General features: G+C 71.6%; 22 protein-coding genes and 1 tRNA gene. 13 read left to right on the top strand and 10 right to left on the bottom strand.

The genetic code is table 11. From position 1 onward, the window contains the following. Positions 1-80: 80 nt before the first annotated feature. Genes V5E28_RS26765 through V5E28_RS26755 form a run of 3 tightly spaced genes read left to right on the top strand, consistent with a single transcriptional unit; the run spans position 81 to position 2,958 of the window. Positions 81-1,151: a FecCD family ABC transporter permease gene (locus tag V5E28_RS26765; RefSeq protein ID WP_336210306.1), complete on the top strand. Its 1,071-nt coding sequence runs from the start codon at positions 81-83 to the stop codon at positions 1,149-1,151. Beyond that, the gene (locus V5E28_RS26760; RefSeq protein WP_336210304.1) at positions 1,148-2,155 is read left to right on the top strand and encodes a FecCD family ABC transporter permease; all 1,008 of its coding nucleotides are present in this window, start codon (positions 1,148-1,150) and stop codon (positions 2,153-2,155) included. The genes V5E28_RS26765 and V5E28_RS26760 overlap by 4 nt, the downstream gene beginning before the upstream one ends. Next, a complete protein-coding gene (locus V5E28_RS26755) occupies positions 2,155-2,958 on the top strand; it encodes an ABC transporter ATP-binding protein (RefSeq protein ID WP_336210303.1) in 804 nt (267 codons plus the stop codon). The genes V5E28_RS26760 and V5E28_RS26755 overlap by 1 nt, the downstream gene beginning before the upstream one ends. Here V5E28_RS26755 and V5E28_RS26750 read toward each other — a convergent pair. Further along, complete coding sequence (locus tag V5E28_RS26750; RefSeq protein WP_336210302.1) at positions 2,942-3,553, bottom strand: TetR/AcrR family transcriptional regulator; 612 nt, start codon at positions 3,551-3,553, stop codon at positions 2,942-2,944. The two genes, V5E28_RS26755 and V5E28_RS26750, sit on opposite strands and share 17 nt — an antisense overlap. A gap of 42 nt (positions 3,554-3,595) precedes the next feature. Next, the gene (locus tag V5E28_RS26745) at positions 3,596-4,852 is read right to left on the bottom strand and encodes an ArgE/DapE family deacylase (RefSeq protein WP_336210300.1); all 1,257 of its coding nucleotides are present in this window, start codon (positions 4,850-4,852) and stop codon (positions 3,596-3,598) included. Between the two features lie 158 nt (positions 4,853-5,010). Here V5E28_RS26745 and V5E28_RS26740 point away from each other — a divergent pair, with 158 nt between their 5' ends. Then, positions 5,011-5,952 carry an endonuclease/exonuclease/phosphatase family protein gene (locus tag V5E28_RS26740; protein WP_336210298.1) on the top strand — a complete coding sequence of 314 codons (942 nt, stop codon included), beginning with the start codon at positions 5,011-5,013 and terminating at the stop codon, positions 5,950-5,952. 5 nt (positions 5,953-5,957) lie between these two features. Here the strand turns inward: V5E28_RS26740 and V5E28_RS26735 are convergent, their stop codons facing one another. Further along, positions 5,958-6,521 carry a DUF1349 domain-containing protein gene (locus tag V5E28_RS26735; RefSeq protein ID WP_336210295.1) on the bottom strand — a complete coding sequence of 188 codons (564 nt, stop codon included), beginning with the start codon at positions 6,519-6,521 and terminating at the stop codon, positions 5,958-5,960. 83 nt (positions 6,522-6,604) lie between these two features. Between V5E28_RS26735 and V5E28_RS26730 the strand changes: the two genes are divergently transcribed. Then, positions 6,605-6,925: a GroES family chaperonin gene (locus V5E28_RS26730; RefSeq protein ID WP_336210292.1), complete on the top strand. Its 321-nt coding sequence runs from the start codon at positions 6,605-6,607 to the stop codon at positions 6,923-6,925. A gap of 34 nt (positions 6,926-6,959) precedes the next feature. On the opposite strand, the gene V5E28_RS26725 is transcribed toward V5E28_RS26730, so the two are convergent. Together V5E28_RS26725 and V5E28_RS26720 are read right to left on the bottom strand one after the other, a co-directional pair. After that, positions 6,960-7,874: a TolB family protein gene (locus V5E28_RS26725; protein WP_336210290.1), complete on the bottom strand. Its 915-nt coding sequence runs from the start codon at positions 7,872-7,874 to the stop codon at positions 6,960-6,962. 53 nt (positions 7,875-7,927) lie between these two features. After that, positions 7,928-8,389: a TIGR02611 family protein gene (locus V5E28_RS26720; RefSeq protein WP_336210289.1), complete on the bottom strand. Its 462-nt coding sequence runs from the start codon at positions 8,387-8,389 to the stop codon at positions 7,928-7,930. A gap of 172 nt (positions 8,390-8,561) precedes the next feature. Between V5E28_RS26720 and V5E28_RS26715 the strand changes: the two genes are divergently transcribed. From V5E28_RS26715 to V5E28_RS26705, 3 genes are all read left to right on the top strand, one after another. After that, positions 8,562-9,458, top strand: coding sequence for an aryldialkylphosphatase (locus tag V5E28_RS26715; RefSeq protein ID WP_336210288.1), 897 nt, complete (start codon positions 8,562-8,564; stop codon positions 9,456-9,458). A gap of 71 nt (positions 9,459-9,529) precedes the next feature. After that, positions 9,530-10,438 carry a sensor histidine kinase gene (locus V5E28_RS26710; protein WP_336210287.1) on the top strand — a complete coding sequence of 303 codons (909 nt, stop codon included), beginning with the start codon at positions 9,530-9,532 and terminating at the stop codon, positions 10,436-10,438. Next, positions 10,435-11,085, top strand: coding sequence for a response regulator transcription factor (locus V5E28_RS26705; RefSeq protein WP_336210285.1), 651 nt, complete (start codon positions 10,435-10,437; stop codon positions 11,083-11,085). The genes V5E28_RS26710 and V5E28_RS26705 overlap by 4 nt, the downstream gene beginning before the upstream one ends. Here the strand turns inward: V5E28_RS26705 and secY are convergent. Further along, entirely contained in the window at positions 11,078-12,361 is a 1,284-nt protein-coding gene (secY, locus tag V5E28_RS26700; protein ID WP_336210284.1) for a preprotein translocase subunit SecY, read from the bottom strand. The genes V5E28_RS26705 and secY overlap by 8 nt on opposite strands. Positions 12,362-12,450: 89 nt before the next feature. Between secY and V5E28_RS26695 the strand changes: the two genes are divergently transcribed. Continuing rightward, positions 12,451-13,029, top strand: coding sequence for an AAA family ATPase (locus V5E28_RS26695; protein ID WP_336210282.1), 579 nt, complete (start codon positions 12,451-12,453; stop codon positions 13,027-13,029). On the opposite strand, the gene V5E28_RS26690 is transcribed toward V5E28_RS26695, so the two are convergent. The 3 genes from V5E28_RS26690 to V5E28_RS26680 are packed head-to-tail and all read right to left on the bottom strand — an operon-like array spanning position 13,026 to position 14,302. Further along, complete coding sequence (locus V5E28_RS26690; protein WP_336210279.1) at positions 13,026-13,805, bottom strand: putative hydro-lyase; 780 nt, start codon at positions 13,803-13,805, stop codon at positions 13,026-13,028. The genes V5E28_RS26695 and V5E28_RS26690 overlap by 4 nt on opposite strands. A gap of 36 nt (positions 13,806-13,841) precedes the next feature. Next, the gene (locus tag V5E28_RS26685; RefSeq protein ID WP_336210276.1) at positions 13,842-14,078 is read right to left on the bottom strand and encodes a hypothetical protein; all 237 of its coding nucleotides are present in this window, start codon (positions 14,076-14,078) and stop codon (positions 13,842-13,844) included. Further along, positions 14,078-14,302, bottom strand: coding sequence for a DUF6158 family protein (locus V5E28_RS26680; protein ID WP_336210274.1), 225 nt, complete (start codon positions 14,300-14,302; stop codon positions 14,078-14,080). Before V5E28_RS26680 ends, V5E28_RS26685 begins: the two co-directional genes overlap by 1 nt. A 97-nt stretch (positions 14,303-14,399) precedes the next feature. Here V5E28_RS26680 and V5E28_RS26675 point away from each other — a divergent pair, with 97 nt between their 5' ends. Both V5E28_RS26675 and V5E28_RS26670 read left to right on the top strand, forming a co-directional pair. Continuing rightward, complete coding sequence (locus tag V5E28_RS26675; RefSeq protein ID WP_336210271.1) at positions 14,400-15,332, top strand: LysR family transcriptional regulator; 933 nt, start codon at positions 14,400-14,402, stop codon at positions 15,330-15,332. 84 nt (positions 15,333-15,416) lie between these two features. Beyond that, positions 15,417-16,874, top strand: coding sequence for a S1 family peptidase (locus V5E28_RS26670; RefSeq protein ID WP_336210268.1), 1,458 nt, complete (start codon positions 15,417-15,419; stop codon positions 16,872-16,874). A 45-nt stretch (positions 16,875-16,919) separates the two neighbouring features. Here the strand turns inward: V5E28_RS26670 and V5E28_RS26665 are convergent, their stop codons facing one another. Beyond that, positions 16,920-17,447, bottom strand: coding sequence for a histidine phosphatase family protein (locus tag V5E28_RS26665; protein ID WP_336210265.1), 528 nt, complete (start codon positions 17,445-17,447; stop codon positions 16,920-16,922). Positions 17,448-18,011: 564 nt separating this feature from the next. Between V5E28_RS26665 and V5E28_RS26660 the strand changes: the two genes are divergently transcribed. Both V5E28_RS26660 and V5E28_RS26655 read left to right on the top strand, forming a co-directional pair. Continuing rightward, positions 18,012-18,085 (top strand) — tRNA-Ile (locus V5E28_RS26660). Between the two features lie 196 nt (positions 18,086-18,281). After that, on the top strand, positions 18,282-19,673 hold the full coding sequence (locus V5E28_RS26655) for a tyrosine-type recombinase/integrase (RefSeq protein WP_336210262.1): 1,392 nt from the start codon (positions 18,282-18,284) through the stop codon (positions 19,671-19,673). Positions 19,674-19,735 lie beyond the last annotated feature (62 nt).

The raw sequence follows: 19,735 nt of genomic DNA, 5'->3' as shown, positions 1-19,735 counted from the left end.
ACTCCTAAGGTTAGGCTTGCCTTCGTAACGAGGCTTTAGATTAGCCTCACCTAAGCTTGACCATGACGAAAGGGGGGCGGGTGCGCCAGGCTGAGCAGATCGAGGCCACCTCCTCCGCCGAGGACACCGGCCGGTCCGCGGCCGGCCTCACCCGGCGCCGGGCGGCGCTCGCCGGTGGGCTGGTGCTCGGGGTGGGCGTGCTCGTGCTGATGGCGATGGCGAGCGTGGCGCTGGGCGCCCGGTCGATGCCGCTGTCGGCGGTGCTGGACGCCTTCCTCGCCCCGGACGGCTCCAGCGACCACACCGTGATCCGTGAGCTGCGCGTCCCGCGCACGCTGCTCGGCATCGGCGTGGGCACGTCACTCGGGCTGGCCGGGGCGCTCATGCAGAGCCTGACCCGCAACCCGCTGGCCGACCCCGGGCTGCTCGGCATCAACGAGGGGGCGGCGCTCGGCGTCACGCTCGCGCTCGCCGTGTTCGGGCTCTCCGACCCGGCGGTCTACGTGTGGTTCGCGTTCGCGGGCGCCGCGGCTGCCTCGGTCGTCGTCTACTCGCTGGGCTCGGCCGGCCGCTCGGGCGCGGGCCCGGTGCGGCTGGCGCTGGCGGGCATCGCGGTGGGCATGGTCTTCACCGCCGCCTGCTCGGCCATCCTGCGGATGGACCCCCAGACGTTCGACCGGATGCGGTTCTGGCTGGCGGGCTCGCTGGCCGGGCAGACCGCCGACACGATGGTGCGGCTGGCCCCGTTCATGATCGCCGGGCTGGTGCTGGGGCTGCTGCTCGGCAGGCCGCTCAACATGCTGTCGCTGGGCGACGACGCCGGAAAGTCGCTGGGCGTGGCGGTCACGCGCACCCGGGTCCTTACAGCGGTTGCCGTCACGCTGCTGTGCGGCGCGGCCACCGCCGCCGCCGGACCGCTCTGGTTCGTCGGGCTGGCCGTGCCGCACGCCGTGCGCGCGCTGGTGGGACACGACCAGCGCTGGGTGCTGCCGTATTCGGCGCTGGTGGCGCCCGTGCTGCTGCTGGGGGCCGACGTGGTCGGGCGGCTCGTCGCCAGGCCGGGCGAGGTGCAGGTGGGCATCATGTGCGCGGTGATCGGCGCGCCGATCTTCATCCTCATGGCCCGGCGCAGGAGGCTGGCCGCGCTATGACCGTACGCATGGGCCCCTGGTCCTTCAGGCTCGCGCCCCGCGCGCTCGCCGTCAGCGCGCTGCTGCTGGTCATCGCCTGCGTGGTGGCCGTGGCGGCGATCTCCACCGGCGAGTTCACCGTCTCCGTGCCGGACATCCTGACGGCGCTGTTCGGGCAGGGCACACCGGTCGCCGAGCTCATCGTCGGCAAGCTGCGCGCTCCCCGGGTGGCCACCGGGCTGCTGGTGGGGGCGGCGTTCGGGGTGAGCGGAGCGATCTTCCAGAGCCTCACCAGAAACCCCCTGGGCAGCCCCGACTTCATCGGCTTCACCGCCGGCGCCTCGACCGGCGGCATCATGGCCGTGGTCGCGGGCGGCTCGGCCATGACGATCGCCGGCGGCGCGCTGGCGGGATGCGTGGTGACCGCGCTGCTGGTCTACGCGATGGCGTTCAGGCGCGGCGTGCAGGGATACAGGCTGGTGCTGGTCGGCATCGGGGCCAACGCCCTGCTGCTCTCCGTCAACTCCTACCTGCTGACCCGGGCCAACATCAACGACGCCGCCACCGCCGGGGCGTGGCTCACCGGCAGCCTGAGCGGGCGCGGCTGGGACCACGCGATCCCGGTGGCGCTGGCCCTGGCGGTGCTGCTGCCCGTGTGCGCGTTCGTGGCCAGGCCGCTGCGGATGATCGAGATGGGCGACGACTCCGCCCGGGCCATGGGCATCAGGATCGAGGTCGTGCGGGGCGCGGCCATCGTGGCCGGCGTGCTGCTGTGCGGGGTCGCGACGGCGGCCGCCGGGCCCGTCGTGTTCGTCGCGCTGGCCGCGCCGCAGCTCGCCAGGCGGCTCACCCGCTCGCCGGGTGTGACGCTGGCCTCCTCGGCGCTCATGGGCGCCGTGCTGCTGACCGCCTCCGATCTCCTGGCCCAGCGCCTGCTCGCGCCGACCCAGCTGCCCGTCGGCGTGCTCACCGCCGCCATCGGCGGCACCTACCTCGCCCTCCTCCTGCGAAAGGACCGCCACTGATGACCGCCTCGCGTCTGTCAGGCAGCGACCTCACCCTCGCCTACGACCAGCGGGTCGTCGCCACCGAGCTGAACGTGGCCATCCCCGACGGCTCCTTCACCGTGATCATCGGCCCGAACGCGTGCGGCAAGTCCACGCTGCTGCGGGCGCTGGCCAGGATGCTCAGGCCCAGGACCGGCGCGGTGCACCTGGACGGCAGCGTCATCACCTCGCTGCCGTCGAAGGAGGTCGCCAGGCGGCTCGGCCTGCTGCCGCAGAGCTCCCTCGTGCCCGACGGGATCACCGTGGCCGACCTGGTGTCCCGGGGCCGCTACCCGCACCAGCGGCTCATGCGCCAGTGGTCCAGGGCCGACGAGGCGGCCGTGGCCGAGGCGATGCGGGCCACGGACGTGACCGAGCTGGCCGACCGGATCGTGGACGAGCTGTCCGGCGGGCAGCGGCAGCGGGTGTGGCTGGCGATGGCGCTGGCCCAGGAGACGCCGATCCTGCTGCTGGACGAGCCGACGACCTTCCTCGACATCTCGCACCAGATCGAGGTGCTCGACCTGTGCGCCGAGCTGCACGAGGCGGGCCGGACCATGGTCGCGGTGCTGCACGACCTCAACCAGGCCTGCCGCTACGCCACCCACCTGGTCGTCATGCGCGAGGGCCAGATCGTCGCCGAGGGCGATCCGTCCGAGATCGTCACCGCTGATCTGGTGCGGCATGTCTTCGACCTGCGCTGCGAGATCATCCCGGACCCGCAGTCGGGCACTCCGCTCATCGTCCCCGAGAGCCGCCGCCGGGTCACCTCTCCGGCCTGACCAGCGCCCCGGCCAGCTCCAGGATGCCCCGCCTGGCCCGCTCGCGCCCGCATTCCTCCTGGAGCACGCCCGCCACCTCGGCGCCCACGGCCGCGAGCAGGACATGGGAGAGCACCTCCGCGTCGCAGCCGGGCCGGGCGGCGGCCAGCAGGATGGCGGCGTGCCGGTGCCAGAACCTGTAGGCGCCGATCCGGTAGCGGGCCCCCGGGCTGGCCGTCTCCGACATCCGCACCAGCCCCAGGTGATCGAACAGGTAGTCCAGGTAGGCCTCGACGAAGGCGGTCAGCCGCTCCGGCGCGGGCGCGCCGGGCCCGAGCGGCGCGGGCCCTGACAGGACCCGCTCCTGCAGGTCGCGTTCCCGCTCGTCGAGCAGCGCCACCGCGAGCCCGGACTTGTCGCCGAACCTGCGGAACAGCGTGCCCTTCCCCACCCCCGCCGCGGCGGCCACGGCGTCCATGGAGACGTCCTCGATCCCCTTCTCCGCGAACAGGGCGGCAGCCGCGGCCAGCACCTTCTCCCGGTTACGCGCCGCGTCCGCCCGCTCCTGGGCGGGGCGGCTGCGCAGCAGCTCCAGCGGCTCTCCCGTGTCGGCCATAACCGGACTATAGTCCCATTGTTTCGACGGCGTCGTACGGCTTCAGTGCACGCCGCAGCGGCGGACGGCCAGCAGCGCGAGGGCGCGCGTCACCTCACGGAGCTCGCTCAGCTCCACCTGCTCCCTCGGGGCGTGCGCGAAGCGCACGTCTCCCGGCCCGTAGTGCAGCGTCGCGATCCCTCCCGCGGTGTAGAGCCGCAGGTCGCTCCCGTACGGCGCGGCCGCCTCGGGCGGCGTGCCCCCGCCGGCGTCGGCGACGGCCTGCCCGACCTCGCTCAGGAGCGGATGCCCGGCGGCCAGCCGCCCGCTGGCGAACTGCCCGCCCGGCCAGGTCACCACGGGCGGGTGCGCGCGCAGCCACGGATGCGCGATGGACAGCACCGCCTCCTCGAACGCGGCCCGCGCCTCGGCCGGGTCCTCGTCCAGCCGCACGCCCAGCCGCCCCTCCGCGACGAGCAGATCGGGCACCGTGCTCGCCCAGTCGCCCGCCCGGACGGTACCGACCTCGATCGGGTAGGGCAGCGGGTTGTCGCCGAAGACGGCCGGGATGTCGCGGTTGCGCTCGGCCTCCAGCCGCCTGATCGCCTCGAACACCGGCCAGAACACCTCGACCGAGTTCACGCCCTCCTGGCGCGTGGCGCCGTGCGCGGCCCGCCCGGCGATCTCCAGCCGGAACGTCAGGGCCCCCGCGTTGGCGGTGATGACCGCGCCGCTGGTCGGCTCGGTGATGACGGCCGCCTCGGCGGTGTGCCCCCTGGCCAGCGTGCCGAACGCGCCCAGCCCGCCGTCCTCCTCGCTGACCACGCAGTGCACGGCCAGCGGCCTGACCAGCTTGACGCCGGCCCTCCTGATCGCGCGGACCACCGCCAGGTTGGCGGCGAGCCCCGCCTTCATGTCGCAGGCGCCCCTGCCGTGCAGCGTGTCACCGGAGACGCGGGCGGCGAACGGGTCGCTGCCCTCCCATTTGGCCAGGTCACCCGTCGGCACGACGTCCACGTGCCCCTGCAGCGCCAGCGCCGGAACGCCTTCCCCGCCCTCGGTCACGCCCACCAATCCGTAACCCTCGACCCTCGGGGCCTCGCTGCCGGGGAAGCCCTCACGCTGTCTGAGGTCGTCGAGGTCGAGCCGCCACACGTCCACCTCCATGCCCGCCTCGGTGAGCAGGCGGGCGAAGTGGTGCTGCAGTTCCGACTCGGCGTCGCTGCCCGTGATGCTCGGCACCCGGACGGCCTCGGCCAGCAGGTTGACCGTCTCGGCCTCGTCGATGGCGTCCAGGACCCTGGCCTCCGCGTCGCGCATGGAGCACACCATCTCATGGCCGGAATCCGGCTGGACACGCGGGAAGCACCTTCACACTTCACCCCATTCGGGGCGACGCGGAGAGCGGAGGTCTGTCGGCGTGAACCCGGACCGGCGCGTGTGGAGATACAGGTCGGAGGTGCGGATTGCGGGCTTGGGTGAGCGTGCTGGTGTGGGTGGTGGTGACGCCGTTCGCGGCGTGGGCGGTGCTGCGGGTCTCCGGGGTCGAGCCGCCGTGGCCGTGGGCGCCGGTGGTGGCTTACACGCCGTACGCCGCGGTCGTGGCCGGAGCCGGGCTGCTCCTGGCGGCCGCGCTGAAACGGCGTGCCGCGGCCATGGTCGCGCTCGCCGCCACGGTGGCGCTGGGGTGCACGGTGCTGCCCAGGAGCTTCGCCGACGGCCAGGCCACGGCGGGCGGCGGCCGGGACGCCAGGACGCTCCGGGTGCTGGCGGTCAACCTGCTGGTGGGCGCGGCCGACGCGGCCGACCTGACGGCGCTGGTGGGGCGGCTCCGGCCGGACGTGCTGGCGCTACAGGAGCTGACGCCGGCGGGCCTGGACCGGCTGGAGGCGGCAGGGCTGCGCAAGGCGCTGCCGCACGCGGTGACCCGCCCCAAGCAGGGCGCTGGTGGATCCGCCGTGTACGCCCGCCACGCCCTCGTGGCGGGCACGACGCTCGAGTTCGGCGGGTTCCGGCAGGTCAGGGCCGTGCTCGCGCATCCTTCCGGAGCCCGGGTGGAGGTCGTGTCGGTGCACCCGTGCGCACTGCGGCTGCGGAGCAGGCAGCCGTGCTGGAGGGCGGGACTGAAGGCGCTGCCCCGCGCGAGCGGGCCGCTGCGGGTGCTGGCGGGCGACTTCAACGCGACGCTCGACCACGCGCTGGTGCGCGAGCTGCTGGCGGGCGGCTACCGTGACGCCGCCGACGCGACCGGGCACGGCTTCACGGCGACCTGGCCGCAGCGGGGCTGGGGGCCGCCGCTGCCCGGCGTCGCCATCGACCACGTGCTGGCCGACGCCCGCATGCGCGTGCGTGAGTTCGGCGTGCACGCGCTCCGGGGTACCGACCACCGTCCGGTGTTCGCGGTGCTCGCCCTGCCGTGACGCGCTCAGCAGCCGGTGAGGCGGATGTCGCTGAAGCGCACGGCGAAGCCCTTGCCCGCCGGGGCGGCGGCCATGGCGCCGGCGAGAGCGGGGGCGTCCGGCGGGAAGTAGGCCAGACGGAGCATGGTCTGCGGCTGCTCGTCGTCGAGGCCGTAGCGGACGGTGACGGAGTCGCCCACGCGTTCGAGGTCGAATGTCACGCGCTCGGCCACCCGGTCCAGCGGCAGCACCGACCAGTCGGAGAAGCCGCGGGTGACGACGGTGCTCAGATGGAAGCCGCCGTCCACGTACTCCACACCGGCCTTGATCCAGTTGCTCTCGTCGATCCGGAGCACGGCCCCGGCCTGGTCGTACTGGGCGGCGTAGTCGCCGCTGAACGTCACCGTGAGCCGCGCGTCCCCCTCGGCGACGCGGCCGAACTGGTGGGCGCTGTCGTAGGTGTAGCCGTAGTGGGTCTGGCGCCACATGTCCGTGGCCGGATCGCAGAACAGGCTGATGCCGTCGTCGGCGGTCCACTCGCGCGGCGGGTTGATCCACTGCCAGCCAGAAGCACCGAAGGCCATGATCATGGCCTTTATCCTGCCATGATCGGGCTTTGGCCGTAAGTGCGTGCGGGAGTGGCGGTGGCCCTGGTGTACGTAAACTTGGGCGCGTGCAACCACCCAAGTTCGAGATTCAGATGCTGCACGACCGGGTCATGATCCGGCTGGAGCAGGCGGCCGAGGAGCGGCGCAGCGGCTCCGGGATCGTCATTCCCGCGACGGTCAAGCTGGCCAACCGCCTGGCCTGGGGCGAGGTCTGCGGCGTCGGCTCGAACGTGCGCTCGGTCAAGGTCGGCGACAAGGTCCTGCTCAACCCCGAGGAACAGTACGAAGTCGAGCTGCACGCGCAGGTCTATCTGGTGATGCGCGAGCGCGACCTGCACGCGGTGGCCACGCAGGAGACCGACCACGGCACCGGCCTCTACCTGTAGGCCCACTCCCGGGTGCCGCCGAAGGCGCCCGCGATCAGGTGCGGGTGAAGGAGAGCCACAGTTCCTGCGCCCACGTCCTGGCCGGGATGGCGGCCAGGACCCGCGTCACCTTCCCGTTGAGGTCGAGCACGGCCAGGCGGTAGGCGCCCTGGTGTGCCATGACGGCGATGACGTGGCTGTCGTCCCACCAGCCGAAGAGCGCCTCCGGCCGGACCGCGACCCGTTGGACGATCTTGCCGGTGCCCGTGTCGGCCACGCAGAGCTGCTCGGTGAAGCGCGGCGGGCACCACATCGCCATCCGCTTGCCCGACGGCGAGAAGGAGTCCTCCGGACCGGTGGGCAGGCCGACGCCGGCGAAGGTGCGCAGCACCATGCCGTCGGCGACCCTGTAGAGGCGCAGGCCCGTGCCGTACGTGGCGACGAGGTTGCCGTCGGGGGTCCACCAGAAGCCGGCGCCCCTGCTCAGCCCGGAGACCCTGACCGTGCGGGCGGTGGCCGCGGCGACGTCCACCACGGTGAAGCCGACCGCCTGCCACCTGCCGCCCACCTTCTGCTCGACGGTGAGCGCCAGGCGCGTGCCGTCGCGGCTCCAGGAGACGTAGGAGGCGGTCAGCGGCTTGCGCACGGTGCGCACGCGCCGGGTCTGGCCGCCGGCGCGGTCGGTGAGGAGCACGGAGTCGTAGCCGGACCGGTAGGACTTGGGGACCGCGGCCACCGTGGCACCGCCAGGTGAGACCGCGGCCTCCGACATGCCCTGCTGCCGGGCGAAGGCGTCGCCGGCGCGTGCCCGCACGTAGGCGCTGGTGTTGCCGAGGCCGAAGGCGCTGAGCCGTACGGGATCGCCCGCTCTTTCGTCATATTTCACCGTCGTGCCGGGCAAGGGCAGCTCAGCCCGGGCGGTCGGAGCGGCCAGGGTCAGCGACAGCGCGATGGCGATATGGGCAATCACGCCCGAAGAATAGACACCAGATCACGAGATTTCGGCCGCGATAACCACCTGGTCTAGGTGAGGATGAACTGCCGCGCCATCTGGATCACGTCCACGCCGAGGGTCAGCAGGCCGAAGTACACGATCACCGCGGCCGCGACCAGGGTCACGATCGCCACGATGATGCGCACGGTCCAGCCCTGCCGTTTGTACCACTCGGTCCAGGCGTGCAGCGTCCGCTTGCCGAACTCCAGGACCCGGTGCGCCCAGTGGAACTCGGTGGCCAGCACGGCGAGCCCGGCGAACACGACCAGCCATCCCGGGCCGGGGAACGGCACCATGACCAGGCCGCCCACGACCATGAGCGTGCCGATCACGCCGATCACGATCTTCAAGGTGAGCGCCCCGGTGCGCGTCGATCTGATGCCGTCGAGCCAGCCGTGGATGCCGGTGCGGCGGTCGGGCATGCTCGAACGGCTCGCCGCCTCGTCTTTGACGAGGTCGGCGTCGCCGGTTTCGGGTTTCTGCGTCGGCACGGTCCCCCCGGACGGTCGGTGTGTTCCCCAGGATAAGGGTCAGGCATCCGGCGAGGATGTCCAAATGCGGACTATGACTCAGACATCCAATAAACGCCGCGAAGAGTAAAATATCCTGTTTGAGCAGGCAAGATCCGACAAACGTCGGATAAGGTTTGCTATGCCCGAGGTCATGCTTCGCACCGTCACCGGCCCCATCCGCGCGGCCGCCGTCAACGGTCCCATACTCCCCCATGAGCACCTGCGCACGGACATGCGCTGGGCGGCCGGGATCGACTCCGATCCCTATCGCTGGCTCGACGAGGAGCCGGCGGTCACCGCCGAGTTCCGCGAGCTGCGCCAGTCCGAGGAGCTCGGCCTCATCGTCGACCTCACCTGCTTGGGCATGGGCCGTGACGCCGCCGCCCTGGCCCGCGTCGCAGCGGGCAGCCGGGTGCCGGTGATCGCCGCCACGGGCCTGTTCGCCGAGCCGTTCACCCAAACGGGCGAGCAGAGCGTGGACACACTCACCAGCCGGTTGATGGCCGACATCTCCGATGGCATCGAGGGCACCGGCGTCTTCCCCGGCGTGATCGGCGAGGTCGGCTGCTGGGGCCCTCGCGCCACCCCCGCCGAGGAGCGCAGCCTGATCGCGGCCGCCCGCGCCTCGCTCGCTTCCCGCCTGTCCGTCGCCACCTACGGCCAGGACGGCCTGGGCCTGCTGGAGATCCTGCTGGCGCAGGGGCTGCCCGGCTCGCGGGTGGCCGTGGGATGCGCGGGCGCCGACCCGGCCGTGGCACGCAAGATCGCCGAGGCGGGCGCGTACGTGAGCGTCGGCGCGCTCGGCGCCGGCGTGGACCAGACGGTCGCCATCGCCCTGGGCCTGATCGAGGAGGGCCACACCGACCGCCTGCTGCTCAGCACCGGGCTGAGCCGGGTGTCGCAGCTGCGCAAGTACGACGGACCCGGATACGCCCACGCGTTCCGGACGCTGCTGCCCAGGCTCCGCGAGGCCGGTGTCGACGACGGCGCGCTGCGCGCCATCACCCACGACAACCCCCTGCGCTGGCTGACCGACGGCATCGGCTGACCCCTTCCGCGCGAACCGCGATCTCCGAAACTGGCTAGGATCGGGGCGACACGAGCCTGGCCGGGTGGGGTATGGAGACGCAGCGCACGCACGGGCGAGACCGCAGGAAGGCACTGTCCCGCCTGACGCGGCTGGGTGACGTCCCGGTCGTGGTCATGCTGGCGTGGGCCGGCTGGCTCGCCGTCCCGTGGTCGCTGGGCGGCCTCGCCCAGGCCCGCGCGGCCGCCGCCGCAGCGGCGGAGGCCGTGCCGCCTCCCGCCCAGAGCTCCCCGACCGCCTCGCAGGCCGCATGGCGGCCGCTCGCCGCGACGGCGCCGTCGAAGGCCTGGGGCATCCCGGCGCCCGAGGTCCAGAGCCCGGCACTCGCCGTGGCGCCCGCCTCGCCGGAGGCGGACGTGCGGGCCCGCCTCGCGGGCGAGGTGCACGACGCGGCGGGCCACGGGCTGGCCGCCATCGCCATGCAGGCCGGCCTCGCCCTGGTCGCCCTGGACGACGATCCCGAGCAGGCCCGCGAGTCCCTGCTGGCGATCAGAGAGACCAGCCTCAGCGCGCTCACCCAGCTCCGGGCCGCACTCGACCGCCTGGACCCGCACGGCGCGGCGGCGGCCGGGGAGCCCGAGGACCTGGCCGGCCTCATCGCGGGGGTGCGGGCCGCCGGGCTGCCGGTGGACGTGGAGCCGGCCGGCCCCACCGTGCCCGCTCACCTGCGGGGCACCGTCTACCGGGTGGTGCGCGAGTCGCTGACCAACGTGCTGCGCCACGCCGGGCCGACCAGGGCGCTGGTGCGGGTGGCGAACGATCCGTGCGAGTTCGTGCTTGAGGTCGCCGACCGGGGCGTGGGCTGGACGGGCGCGGCCGACGGGCGCGGGCTGGCGGGGATGCGCGCCGGGGTGACGAGCGCGGGCGGCCTGTTCGCGGCGGGCCCGCGCGAGGGCGGCGGTTTCCACGTCGTGGCGCGCTTCCCGCAGTGCTCCGCATGATCCGAGTCGCCGTGGCCGACGACCAGGCCGTGGTGCGGATGGGGCTCAAGGCGCTGTTGCAGCGCGAGCCCGACCTGGAGCATGTGGGCGAGGCGGCCGACGGAGCGCAGGCGCTGGCGCTGCTCCGCCGCACCCGGCCCGACGTGCTGCTGCTGGACATCCGGATGCCCGGCATGGACGGTCTCGCCGCGCTGCGCGCGATCGCGGCCGACGCCGGGCTCAGCGCCACCAGGATCGTGGTGGTGACCACCTTCGCGGTGGACGAGTACGTCTTCGCCGCGCTCCAGGCGGGGGCCAGCGGGTTCCTGCTCAAGGACAGCGCCCCGGACGAGTTGGTCAACGCCGTCCGGGTGGTGGCGGCGGGCGAGGCGCTGCTGTCTCCGGCGATCACCCGCAAGGTCATCGGCCTGTTCGGCCGCCACGGCACGGAGCCGGTGGCGGGGCTCGACACGCTGACGCCGCGCGAGCGCGAGCTGGTCGGCTGGGTGGCCACCGGCCTGTCCAACGCGGAGATCGCCAAGGAGCTGGTGATCAGCCCGGACACCGTGCGCACGCACGTCAGCCGGGCCATGGTGAAGCTGCGTGCCCGGGACCGGGCACAGCTCGTCGTGTTCGCGATGCGGGCCGGGCTCGTGGCGCCTACCTGAGGAAGCCCTCGTAGGTGCGCTGCTGGACCTGGGCCTCGATCTGCTTGACGGTGTCCAGCCCGACACCGACCATGATCAGCACGCTGGTGCCGCCGAACGGGAAGTTCTGCTGCGTGCCGGGGTCCTTGAGGATCGCGAAGGCCACCAGCGGCACCAGCGCGAGCGCGCCCAGATAGAGGGCTCCCGGCGCGGTCAGCCGGGACAGCACGTGGGCGAGATACTCGGCGGTCGGCCTGCCCGGCCGTACCCCCGGCACGAATCCCCCGTAACGCCTGATGTTGTCGGCCACCTCCACGGGATTGAAGGTGATGGACACGTAGAAGTACGTGAACGCCACGATGAGCAGGACGTACACCGCCATGTAGAGCGGGTCCGAGCCGGACGTCAGCGTGCGCGAGACCCACCCGCCGACCTCCTCCCCCAGCATCGGCGCGGCGAGCGTCGGCAGGTAGAGGAGCGAGGTGGTGAAGATGACCGGCACGATCCCCGCCTGGTTGACCTTGAGCGGGATGTAGGTGCTGCCGCCGCCGTACATCCGCCGCCCCACCAGCCGCCTGGCGTACTGCACGGGCACCCGCCGCTGCGCCTGCTCCACGAACACCACGGCCGCGACCAGGAACACCCCCGATACCAGGATCATCACGAACGCGAACGGGCTCATCAGCAGCATGGTCGACATGTACGACGGGAAGACGGCCACGACCTGGGTGAACATCAGCAGCGACATGCCGTTGCCGACGCCGCGGTCGGTGATGAGCTCGCCGATCCACATCACGACGCAGGTGCCCGCCACCATGGTCAGCACCAGGACGGTCACGGCCAGCAGGCTCTGGTCGTGCAGCAGTGGCCGCGCGCAGCCAGGCAGGAGCTGCCCGGCCCGGGCCAACGCGACGATCGTGGTGGCGTTCAGCACGGCCAGCCCCACGGTCAGATAGCGCGTGTACTGCGTGATCTTCGCCTGGTGCCCCTCCTTCCGCAGCGCCTCCAGCTTCGGCACCATCACGGAGAACAGCTGCATGACGATGCTGGCGGTGATGTACGGCATGACGCCCAGGGCGAACACCGACAGCCGCAGCATCGCGCCCCCGCTGAGCAGCTGCACCATGTCGAACAGCCCGCCGCGTGCCGAGCCGACGCACTCGCGCACCGCCACCACGTCCACCCCCGGCGACGGCAGCACCTGCCCGAGCCTGAACAGGGCGAGCAACCCCAGGGTGAACAGCAGCTTCTTGCGGAGGTCCGGCACCCGGAACGCCCCGATCAGCACGGTCAGCATGAGCAGGAGTCTGGTCGCGTCCCTCGCTCCGGTCGTCCGCCGGAGAGCGGCGTGCGCGTACGCGAATCCGCGTACGGCACACTGATCGCATGAGCGGGCAGGTCTGGGTGGTCAGCGGGCCGCCGGGCGCGGGCAAGTCCACGGTGGCGGCCGCACTGCTCGCGCGCCTGTCGCCGGCGCCCGCCCTGCTCGACAAGGACACCCTGTACGGCGACCTCGTCGGCGAGCTCCTGAGGGCCCACGGCAGGCCGCACGGTGAGCGCGAGGGCCCGTGGTACGACGAGCACGCCAAGCGCCACGAGTACGCGGGGCTGACCAGGACCGCCAGGCAGATCCGCGAGCACGGCTGCCCGGTGCTGCTGGACGGCCCCTTCACCGGTCAGGTCCACTCGGCGGCCGGGTGGGCGCGCTGGGTGGCCGAGCTCGGCGGCCCGCCGGTGCGCCTGCTGTGGGTCCGCTCCGACGGCCCGACCCTGCGGGAGCGGCTGGTGTCCAGGGGGCTGGACCGGGACGCGGGCAAGCTGGCGGCGTTCGCCGACTACCTGAAGGCCGTCAAGGTGGACGAGCCGCCCGCCGTGCCCCACCTGGAGATCGACAACCGGCCGGGGGCGCCGTCGCCGGACGCGCAGCTCACCGCGGCGGGCATACCGCCGCGGGCAGGCCGCTAGGTCACTCGATAGTCATCGTCGCGGGCGTCGATGATCGCCATGTGCCCGGGGAGGTGACCGATCGCGAAGTCGACCCCGCTGGACATGATCGCCGCCTGCGGGGTCACCCCGCACGCCCAGAAGACCGGCACCTCCCCCTCGCGCACCTCCACCGGATCGCCGAAGTCGGGGCGCGCCAGGTCGCCGATCCCGAGCGCGGCGGGGTCGCCCACGTGCACGGGCGCCCCGTGCACCATCGGATAGCGCCCGCTCACCTCGACCGCGGTGGCCACCAGCGGCTCAGGCACCGGCCGCATCGACACCACCAGCGGCCCCGACAGCGATCCCGAAGGCTCGCACGGCACGCTGGTGATGTACATCGGCACGTTCGACCCCTGCTCCAGATGCCTGATCGGCACGCCCTCGGCCAGCAGCGCCCGTTCGAAGGTGAAGCTGCAGCCGATGAGGAACGGCACCAGGTCGGCCCGCCACTCCCGCACCACCTCGCGCAGGTCCGCGACCGGATGCCCGTCACGGTAGACGCGGTATCCCGGCAGGTCGGTACGCAGGTCGCCGGGGAACAGCCGGGTCCGGGTCGCGCCCGCCTCCCCCACGTCCAGCAGCGGGCACGCCTGCGGGTTGCGGTGCGCGAACAGGAGCAGCTCGTAGGCCAGTCCCTTCGGCACCGCGACCATGTTGGCCTGCGTCCATCCCCTGCACCAGCCCGCGGTCGGGCCCAGCTCGCCGCCGCGGAAGCGCTCGCGCGCCTGCGCGGGGCTCAGGTCTGCGACATCCACCCTTCGACAGTACGCCGATGACCGGATTCGTCAGCGTCAGCGCTCGACCCCGAACGTGTGGGGCCCGAGGCCGTATCCCTCCCCTCTGGGCACCACGTACCCCTGGCCGATCAGCGTCTGGAGGCTCTGCCGTACCCCGTCCTCCGTCAGGCCCGTGGAGTGGACGAGCCGGTCGAACGTGGCCTGCCCGTACTCGCCCGACTCCCCCGCGACCGCCTCGTACACGTGGATGTCGACGTCGGACAGAACCTGGACGTCGTGTCGCGGATCCATCAGCGCGCCCTCGCCCCTTCCCGAAGCCGGTTCGGGTCGACATCACGCTCAGGATGGCGCCGCAGGTATTCGGTTTCCATCTCGTTCGTCCGGGAGGTGTGGGTGGCCAGCGCGTCGTCGGAACCGTGCAAGAAGGTGTCGGTGCGGGTCACGTGGAGTTGCCGCAGCTCGCGCAGCAGATCGTCGTCGCTGAGGTCCGCCGGATCGATTCCCATCGTCGTCATGTGCTCCCCCCTACCCCAGAAGGCACTCAACAATATCTGTCACATTTCCTGACATATAGGCATTGTCGGGGAGATTAGACCGCTTTACCTTCCCGTTATGGACCTCGAGCTACGGCACCTCAGAATCGTCCGCGCGGTCGCGGACGCTGGAAGCGTCAGCAAGGCCGCCTCCCAGCTCGGGTTGGCGCAGCCCGCTCTGACCTCGCAGCTCAAGCGCATCGAAAGGATGCTCGGCGGCGCCCTGTTCGAGCGGGACCGCCACGGCGCCCGGCCCACCCGCCTCGGCGAGCTGGTGCTCACCAGGGCACGGGTGCTCCTGCCCGCCGCCAAGGAACTCCAGGAAGAGGCGCTGCGGTTCGCGCATGCCCCCTCTCCCGGCTACCGGATCGGCGCGACGAACGGTCCGATACTCGGCGGGCTGGTGGACAAGCTCGCCGCCGAGCGAAGCGTGAGCACGTACACGTCCTGGTCGACGCACGAGCTCACCACGATGCTGGAGCTCGGCCGCCTGGACTACGTGCTGACCGGCGCGTGCGGCGACAGCGGCACCCCCACCGGCACGCTCCTGTGGGAGACGATCAGCCTCGATCCCGTCTTCACGCTGCTGGCCGACAGCCATCCGCTGGCCGGGGAGAAGGAGGTGGAGCTGGCCGACCTCGCCGGCGAGCACTGGGCGGTGACGCCGGGCGACGGCTGCTTCAACGACTGCTTCGCCATGGCGTGCGCGCGTGCCGGGTTCACGCCGGGAACGATCTACGAGACCGATGTGGCGACCTGCATCCACCTGGCGCAGGTGGGCCGGGCGGTGGTGCTCTGCCAGGCCACCCACCGGCCCGCGCCCGGCCTGGTCGTGGTGCCGCTGAAGAACGCGCCGCTGCGCTGGCGCCAGCTCCTCGGCCGGCATCCCGGCGCGCTCGACTCCGCCTGGGTGCTGGTGCAGGCCAAGCAGACCCACATGGACGCCGTACGGCGCAATCCCGTCTACCACGACTGGCTGGCCCGCAACACGGGCTTCGGCACCACCCCATAACACGGTGATAGGGGCAAAGTAGTACTCCTCGCCTTGTGGGCGGGCCGTTACCTTGACGGCACCCCCCAGCCACAAGGAGACGCCATGCTCCGAACCCCTGCCGTGGTCGCCATCGCGATCGGCGCGTTAGTCATGACGGCCACCCCGGCCGTCGCATCCGTCGCAGCCGAGCCCCCGTCGGGCGTGGTCGACGCCATCCAGCGCGACCTCGGCATCACCGAGGAGCAGGCGATCAACCGCCTGGCCAACGAGGCCCGCGGCAACCAGGCCGCACCCGGCCTGCGCAAGACGCTCGGCGACCGCCATGCCGGGACCTGGTTCGAGGGTCCTGAGAGCACACTCGTCGTGGCCACCGTAGACGCCGCCGACACCGCCGCCATCACCCGCGCGGGCGCCCGGGCCCGCGTCGTGAAGCAGACGCTGGCGCAGCTCACCGCCGTCAAGGAGAGCCTGGACAAGGCCGCGGCGCCCCCCGCATCGGTGCACAGCTGGTCCGTCTCCGTCAGCGGCAACACCGTGACCGTGGCCACCGCCGACCCGGACGCGGCCCACGCCTGGATCGCCAAGGCAGGTGTGGACGCCGGCGCGGTCACGCTCGAACAGTCCGCCGACCGCCCGAAGCTCTTCTACGAGATCCGCGGTGGCGACGCCTACTACAACACCTCGGCCGGCTTCCGCTGCTCGGTCGGCTTCGCGGCCAGGCGCGGCACCCAGCTCGGCTTCACCACGGCGGGCCACTGCGGCACGAACGGCCAGGCCACGCAGGGCTACAACCGCGTCGCGCAGGGCACCTTCCAGATCTCCTCGTTCCCCGGCAACGACTACGCCTGGGTCGCCACGAACGCCGACTGGACCGCGCCCGGCGTGGTCAACGGCTATTCGGCCGGGATCCTGCCGGTGCGCGGCGCGACGGTAACCCAGCCGGGCGGCTCGGTCTGCCGCTCGGGCTCGACCACGCAGTGGCACTGCGGCACGGTGTCCGCGCTCAACACGACCGTCAACTACCCCGAAGGCTCGGTCTCCGGCCTCACCCGGACCAACGTGTGCGCCGAAGGCGGCGACTCCGGCGGCTCGTTCATCTCCGGCGACCAGGCACAGGGCATGACCTCCGGCGGCAACGGCAACTGCAGCGTCGGCGGGACCACGTACTTCCAGCCCCTCGCGGAGATCATCTCGGTCGGCGGCCTGACGCTGGTGACCAGCGGCGGCGGCGACCCCGAGCCGCCCACCGGCTGTGCGAGCTACCGCGAGACCCACACCGGCTCGCTCAGCTCCGGCCAGAACGCCTACCAGCCGAACGGCTCCTACTACCAGTCGACGACCTCCGGCACCCACGCCGGCTGCCTCGACGGGCCGAACGGCACCGACTTCGACCTCTACCTGCAGAAGTGGAACGGCTCCTCCTGGGCGACCGTGGCCCAGGGCATCACCCCGAACGCGGACGAGACCGTCAGCTACAGCGGCACCGCGGGCTACTACCGCTACCGGGTGCACGCCTACAGCGGCTCCGGGTCGTACACCCTCGGCCTGAACCGTCCGTGACCGCCTGAACCGGGGCCGGGAGAGCCTGGGCACTCCCGGCCCCTCTCACGCCAGGGTGTACTCCCAGCCCGGCCGCCAGTCCAACGGGGCGTCGACCAGTTCCTCCAGCGGAACCCCGTCGAACAGGTTCCGCAGCGCCAGCCGGTTCGCCCGATGCGCGATGATCAGCACCGTGCGCCCCTGCCACAGCTTGGAGACGTCCTCCAGGAAGGCCGCCGTCTCCGCCACCACCTGCCGGTAGCTCTGGCCGCCCGGCCACGGCGTGTCGACATGCCTGCTCCGCAACGCGCCGACCTCGCTGACCGGCCGCCCGTTGTAGATCCCGTAGTCGCACTCGCGCAGCCGCGCGTCGAGGAGGATCTCGCGCGTCCCGCCGAACGCGATCTCCGCCGTCTGTACGGCGCGCCGCAGGTCGGAGGCGTAGACCACGTCCACGCCCCGCCGCCGCTCCCCCAACTCCGCGGCCTGCTCGCGCCCGGCCTTGGACAGCTCGCCGGGCAACCGGCCGGTGGCGATGCCCGTCTCGTTGTCCACGGTGGTCGCGTGCGTCTCGTAGATCAGTCTCACCGGCATGCCCCGACGCTACCGATCCATCGCGGCGCCCGATCTCAAATCACACTATTTCCGGACCGAACGGGCACAGCCGTTCCGGCCGGAGGCGTCCCCCCTCACCGCCGGCCAGGAGTCCGGGCCAGCAGTACCGCGCGCCCCGAGCGGACACCCGCCATGGCGGGTGGTGAAGTCGACCTCGCCCTCCCTTCTCCCTTCCCTTCACCCTCGCCCTCGCCTTCACCCTCGCCCTCGCCTTCACCCGCACCCGCACCCGCACCCGCACCCGCACCCGCACCGATCATCGCCGTGGCGCCCGCGCCCTGCTCCAGGACCGAATTGGCCAGCCTCGCCCCCGATCGCCAGTCGTTTCCTTGGCTAGAGCCCGCCATCGCGACGTTCTCGGCGAATGTGATCGTCATGGACTCCATTAACCGCGTCGGGCATGGAATGATGTCCGAGGCAGCCGCGACAACCAGCGGTCGTGACCCCGCCAGCCCGGGACCACGACCGGCCTCCATGCTCTAGCCTTGTCCGTGCGTGGGGCACCGCACGATCGGTCGCTACGCCGCCGTACAACTGAATCCAGGGGCGGTAGCTCAGCCGGTCAGAGCATCGGACTCATAATCCGTGGGTCGTGGGTTCAAGTCCCACCCGCCCTACCGACATCACCGCAGGTCAAGGGCCTGTTGCGGACGATACTCGTGGGTCGCTACTGATCACCTCAAGATCATGTTCCCCCGATGTTCCCGCATCTCGCCATGCGGCAGTCGGCGTTTGATCATCTTCGCGCGTCCCCGCCGCCTAGCAGCCCCAGCGTCCGTCACCATGCCACCAGCACGTCAACGGGGGGCACAGGTGGCGAGAGTCATAGAACGCACGGCGAAGAACGGCGCGAAGTCTTGGCTGGTCAAATGGCGCATCGGCGGCGGCAGGAACAGCAAGGAAGACTTCGAGACCTGCTACGACCGCCAGATGGCCAATGACTTCGCCGCGCTGGTCACGCTCAGCGGCGAGAACAGGCCGCACGGCTACCCCAAGGGCTGCCACGGCATCGAAGACCCGAACTACGACCCCAGGCACGACCCTGAGATGCCGAGCTTCGAACACTACGCCCGCCACAACTACGCCACCCGCCTCGGCGCCTCCCCCACCCAACGCGCCACCTACCTCGCCGAAGCCGAACGCCACATCTTCCCCCGCTTCGGACACCTGCCACTCGACCAGGTCACCCGCCGCGTACTGCGCGAATGGGTCGAATGGATGCTCACCAAACCCTCCGCCGGCAACCAGCACCAACCCCGCGCCGCACTGTCCGACGAACAAGCCGCACGACGATGGGCACACGCCAACAGCATCTCCGCGAAGAAGACCGGCCGCCTCTCCCCGGACGTGCTGCGACAGTGGCGAGATGCAGACTCACCCCAACCTGCACCGCCGGACGCGGGCACGCTATCGGCCGCCACAGTGGCGAAGGTGTACCGGGGAGCGATCAAACCCGTCTTCCAAACAGCCCTCCACCAAGGCGAAGACGGCGAACCTCCGCTCCTCACCTCCTCCCCCTGCACCGGCTTCCACCTGCCGACCACACCGATCACCGCCCGAGCCGTCCTCTACGGTCCCGAAGTCGCCCTCTACCTCACAGCCGTCCACGACATCGACCCCGACACCGCCCTGTTCATCATCACCGAAATGGCCACGGGCCTCCGCTGGGGCGAAACGGCCGGCCTCAACGTCACCCATCTCGACCCCGCAGGGCGCCAGCTCCACATCGTCCAGACCTACGCGTACCTGCTCGATGAGACCACCGGCCGCCGCCGATGGCAGATCAAGCCCTACCCCAAGGGCAAGAAACAGCGCATCGTCCCTATCAGCCCGACCCTCGCAGCCCTGCTGACCCGGCACGCAGAAGGAAGCCACACCGACCAGCCGCTCTTCCAGAGCCGTACCGGCAGCTACATGAACTACAACAACCAGCGCAACCGCACCCTCCAACCAGCACTCAGCCTCGCCCGCGAACGCGGCCTGGCCAAGCACATCACCCCACACGCCCTCCGCCACACCATGATCACCATGCTCCGCGACGGCGGCGTCGCCCCCGGCATCATGCAACTCATCGCCGGCCACGCCTCCTACCAGACAACCGCCACCTACTCCAACCAGCACACCCCCGCCCAACGCACCCTTATCCTCAACGCCGTCCAACCCGTCATCACCGCAGCCAGCGCACTGTTCGGCCCAAAGGTCTGACCAGTTCATGTAAGCAACCCTCGGATAGAACTAGAGCTCATGTCAGCGCCGGGCCGGACGAG

This window comes from Nonomuraea sp. LPB2021202275-12-8 (assembly GCF_037044575.1).
In the GTDB taxonomy this organism is placed as follows: Bacteria; Actinomycetota; Actinomycetes; order Streptosporangiales; family Streptosporangiaceae; genus Nonomuraea.
This window is presented reverse-complemented; position numbering and strand designations above follow the sequence as displayed.

Bases quoted from the DNA above. Each gene is read 5' to 3' on its own strand.
- V5E28_RS26715 (WP_336210288.1), top strand. From the start codon at position 8,562: ATGCTTCGCACCGTCACCGGCCCCATCCGCGCGGCCGCCGTCAACGGT.
- V5E28_RS26665 (WP_336210265.1), bottom strand. From the start codon at position 17,447: ATGCCGGTGAGACTGATCTACGAGACGCACGCGACCACCGTGGACAAC.
- V5E28_RS26710 (WP_336210287.1), top strand. From the start codon at position 9,530: ATGGAGACGCAGCGCACGCACGGGCGAGACCGCAGGAAGGCACTGTCC.
- V5E28_RS26745 (WP_336210300.1), bottom strand. From the start codon at position 4,852: ATGCGCGACGCGGAGGCCAGGGTCCTGGACGCCATCGACGAGGCCGAG.
- V5E28_RS26685 (WP_336210276.1), bottom strand. From the start codon at position 14,078: ATGGATCCGCGACACGACGTCCAGGTTCTGTCCGACGTCGACATCCAC.
- secY (WP_336210284.1), bottom strand. From the start codon at position 12,361: ATGCTGACCGTGCTGATCGGGGCGTTCCGGGTGCCGGACCTCCGCAAG.
- V5E28_RS26760 (WP_336210304.1), top strand. From the start codon at position 1,148: ATGACCGTACGCATGGGCCCCTGGTCCTTCAGGCTCGCGCCCCGCGCG.
- V5E28_RS26705 (WP_336210285.1), top strand. From the start codon at position 10,435: ATGATCCGAGTCGCCGTGGCCGACGACCAGGCCGTGGTGCGGATGGGG.
- V5E28_RS26675 (WP_336210271.1), top strand. From the start codon at position 14,400: ATGGACCTCGAGCTACGGCACCTCAGAATCGTCCGCGCGGTCGCGGAC.
- V5E28_RS26755 (WP_336210303.1), top strand. From the start codon at position 2,155: ATGACCGCCTCGCGTCTGTCAGGCAGCGACCTCACCCTCGCCTACGAC.
- V5E28_RS26735 (WP_336210295.1), bottom strand. From the start codon at position 6,521: ATGATCATGGCCTTCGGTGCTTCTGGCTGGCAGTGGATCAACCCGCCG.
- V5E28_RS26750 (WP_336210302.1), bottom strand. From the start codon at position 3,553: ATGGCCGACACGGGAGAGCCGCTGGAGCTGCTGCGCAGCCGCCCCGCC.
- V5E28_RS26680 (WP_336210274.1), bottom strand. From the start codon at position 14,302: ATGACGACGATGGGAATCGATCCGGCGGACCTCAGCGACGACGATCTG.
- V5E28_RS26695 (WP_336210282.1), top strand. From the start codon at position 12,451: ATGAGCGGGCAGGTCTGGGTGGTCAGCGGGCCGCCGGGCGCGGGCAAG.
- V5E28_RS26670 (WP_336210268.1), top strand. From the start codon at position 15,417: ATGCTCCGAACCCCTGCCGTGGTCGCCATCGCGATCGGCGCGTTAGTC.